Source organism: Brevundimonas diminuta ATCC 11568, from assembly GCF_000204035.1.
Lineage (GTDB): Bacteria > Pseudomonadota > Alphaproteobacteria > Caulobacterales > Caulobacteraceae > Brevundimonas > Brevundimonas diminuta.
Genome location: NZ_GL883086.1, coordinates 2,230,365 through 2,234,012 on the forward strand (window position 1 = coordinate 2,230,365; position 3,648 = coordinate 2,234,012).

2 protein-coding genes are annotated in these 3,648 nt (G+C 71.6%); both read left to right on the forward strand.

What is annotated here, in order from left to right:
• Positions 1-862 (forward strand): PD-(D/E)XK nuclease family protein (locus tag BDIM_RS14725; RefSeq protein ID WP_040346342.1); only part of this gene is annotated, 862 nt, incomplete at its 5' end.
• Positions 859-3,648: double-strand break repair helicase AddA (gene addA, locus BDIM_RS14730; protein WP_155818744.1), on the forward strand; the 2,790-nt coding region annotated here is incomplete at its 3' end. The genes BDIM_RS14725 and addA, both read left to right, overlap by 4 nt.

Here is a 3,648-nt window from a genome sequence, read left to right on the forward strand (position 1 = left end):
GCCCCCGGTCGAGCGCCGCCCGCGCAGCCTCTATGTCACCGGGGTCGAGCGCTGGGTCCGCGACCCTTACGCCCTCTACGCCCGCCGCATCCTCAACCTCGAACCGATGGAGCGCCCCGGCGCCTCGGCCGAGGCCCTGGCGCGCGGCAACGCCGTGCACAAGGCCATCGAGCGCCTGACCGAGGACTGGCCCGACCTGCTGCCCGACGATCTCGACGCGGTGATCGAGCGCCTGCTGCTGGAGGAGCTAGGCGCCCACGGCTTTGAGGACGCCGCCATGGCGCGCGAGGCGCCGCTGGCCCGGAACGCCGCCCGCTGGCTGGCCGGTTTCGAGACGAACCGCCGTGCGCGCGGCGTCCAACTGCTGATCGAACAGCAAGGCGCCCTGACCTTCGACGCGCCGGGCGGCCCCTTCACCGTCAAGGCCTACGCCGACCGCATTGAGGTCGGCGCCCTGTCGGCCGCCGTCATGGACTTCAAGACCGGCCAAGTTCCGACCGCCAAACAGATCAAGGCGGGCTTCGCCCCCCAACTGACCCTGACCGGCGCCATCCTGGCCGCCGGCGGCTTCAAGGAGACGAACGGCCCCGTCCCGCCAGAGGAGCTGACCTACGTCCGCGTCGTCGGCCGCAAGAAGGCGGGCGAGGTCGCCGTGCGCGCGGCCGGGCCTGAAGCGCAAATCCTGTCCGACGCCGCTCTGCAAGGGCTGATGGCGCGCGTCGCCGAGTTCGACCGGCCGGAGACGCCCTACCTCTCCTGGGCCGCGCCTCATCTGATGGGCAGCTACAGCCCCTACAACCTGCTGGCCCGCGTCTGGGAGTGGCACGTCATCGGCGGCGGCGAAGAAGGAGAGGCGGAATGAACCTCCACGTCCGCGACGGCATCACCCCCCAGAGCCGCGCCGCCGACCCGGCCCGCTCGGTCTTCGTCACCGCCAACGCCGGATCGGGCAAGACATCGACACTCGTCAACCGCGTGGCGCGCCTGTTGCTGGGCGGCGCCGCGCCCTCGGCCATCTTGTGCGTGACCTATACCAAGGCCGCCGCCGCCGAGATGCAGGCCCGCCTGTTCGAGACGCTCGGCAAATGGGCCGTCATGGACGACGGCGAACTGTCGGCCGAACTGGCGAAACTGGACGACAGCGACCCCGCCGCCCTCAATCCCGCCCGCCTGTCCGAGGCGCGCCGCCTGTTCGCCCGCGCCCTGGAGACGCCCGGCGGCCTGAAGATCCAGACCATCCACGCCTTCTGCGAAAAACTGCTGCGTCGCTTCCCCATCGAGGCAGGCGTCTCGCCGCGCTTCACCGTGCTGGAGAATGAGGCGGCGATCGCCCTCAGCCACGCCGCGCGCGAAGACCTGGCCCGCGCCGCCCTCGCCGACGCCGAGGGGCCGGTGGGCGAGGCCTACAGCCATTTCGCCGTCGAACTGGACTGGGGCCGCTTCCAGGATCTGCTGGCCCTGATCGAGGCCAAGCGCGCCGAACTGACCGACTATGTCGCCCGCGTCGCCGACGGCCGCGCGCCCGGCCCCTACGTCCTGACCGGCGCAGACCCGCAGAAGACGCCCGAAGACATCGAGGCCGACTTCCTGCGCTGGCTGGACCGGGGCGAGGTCCGCCGCATGGCCGAGCTGATGGCCACCGGCTCCAAGACCGACAAGGACCGGGCCGCCGAACTGATCCACGCCCTCGACCACGACTGGAGCTTCCACGGCCTAGGCGTCGTCTTCCTGACCGGCTCGGGTTCGCCCCGCAAGTCGATGGCGACCAGCAAGGCGCCGCCTGACGCCGCGGGCTGGCTGGCCGATCTTCAGGACAAGTTTCTGGCCGCGCGCGACCAGTTGCGCGCCGCCAAGGTCGCCAACGACACCATCAGGCTGCTGACCTTGGCCAACGCCCACGCCGCCCTCTACGAGGCGGCCAAGACGGCCCACGGCGCGCTCGACTTCTCGGATCTGGTGGCGCGCACGGTCGAACTGCTGACCGTCCGCTCGACCGCCGCCTGGGTGCTGTACAAGCTGGACGGCGGCGTCGATCACGTCCTGATCGACGAGGCCCAGGACACCGCCCCCGAACAGTGGGCCATCATGCGCGCCCTGACCGGCGAGTTCTTCACCGTGGAGGGGACCGACCGCACCGTCTTCGCCGTCGGCGACGAGAAGCAGTCGATCTACTCCTTCCAGGGCGCCCGGCCCGAGCGGCTGCGGCAGGAAGCGCAGGTCTACGACGGCCTGATCACCGGCGCGGGCGGCGCCTTCGAGGGCGTGCCGCTGGAGACTTCCTACCGCTCGACCGAGGCGGTGCTGTCGTTCGTGGATGAAGTCTTCGCCACGCCCGAACGCGCCCGAGCGCTGGTCGGGGAGACAGGCGAGATTCCGCACCACACCGCCGCCCGCCAAGGCCAACCCGGCGCGGTCGAACTGTGGCCCCTGTTCGTGGACGAGGCCCCGCCCGAGCGCGACGCCTGGACCGATCCCGTCGATCAGGAAGGAACCGCCAGCGCCCGCAAGCGCATGGCCCAGACCCTGGCGCTGGAGATCAAGCGCCAGGTCGAAAGCGGCGCCGTCGTCTTCGACAAGAGCGGCTCCGCGCGACCGTGCGGCTACGGCGACTTCCTGATCCTGGTCCGCCGCCGCGACGCGACGTTCGAGGAGATCATCCGCGCCCTGAAGGCGGCCGGCGCGCCGGTGGCGGGCGCCGACCGGCTGAAGCTGTCGCAGCACATCGTCTTCGACGACCTGAAGGCGCTGGCCCGTTTCGCCCTCTTCCCGGGCGACGACCTGACGCTGGCCGAGGTGCTGCGCGGCCCCTTCTGCGACGTGGACGAGGACAGCCTGTTCGAACTAGCGGGCCGCGAGAAGCGCGACGGTCTGTGGCGCGAACTGAAACGCCGGGCGGACGAACGGCCGGAGTGGAGCCGGGCGCTGGATCTGCTGCGCGCGGCGCGCGGCGCGCGCGACCTCGATCCGTTCGGCTTCTTCTCCAGCCTGCTGAATCGGGTGGATGCGACCGGCCAATCGGGCCGCGCCCGCATCCTGACTCGGCTGGGCCGCGAGGCCGAGGAAGCCGTCGACGAGACCCTCAATCAGGTGTTGGCCGCCGAGGGACGCGGCGGGATCGATCTGGAGACCTGCCTCGCCCTGCTGGAAGCCGCCGATGTCGAGGTGAAGCGCGAACTGGAAGGCCCGCGCGGCGAGGTCCGCGTCATGACCGTCCACGGCGCCAAGGGGCTGGAGGCGCCGGTCGTCATCCTGCCCGACACGACGATGAAGGCGAAGGCGCAGGGGCCGTCCCTGATGCCCGTCCCGCTGGAGGACGGCGTCGAGGCCTGGCTGATGTGCCCCGGCTCGTCGAAGGAGGACTGCCCCGCCTCGGCCGAGGCCCGCGCGGCGCGTGAGGCGCGGGTCGGCGATGAATCCCTGCGCCTGCTCTACGTCGCCCTGACCCGCGCGCGCGACCGGGTGATCGTCATGGGACGCGGCTCCAAACGCGCGCCCGAGGCCGGGGACTGGTGGTCGGTGATCGAAGAGACGTTCGGTCGGCTGGGCGATCAGGTGCGCGAACTGGACGGCGGCGTCCGCCGCTACGGCGCCGATCCCGACAGCCTGCCCGCCGCCGTCGCCGCCGCCCAAATGCGCGCGGAGCCCCCG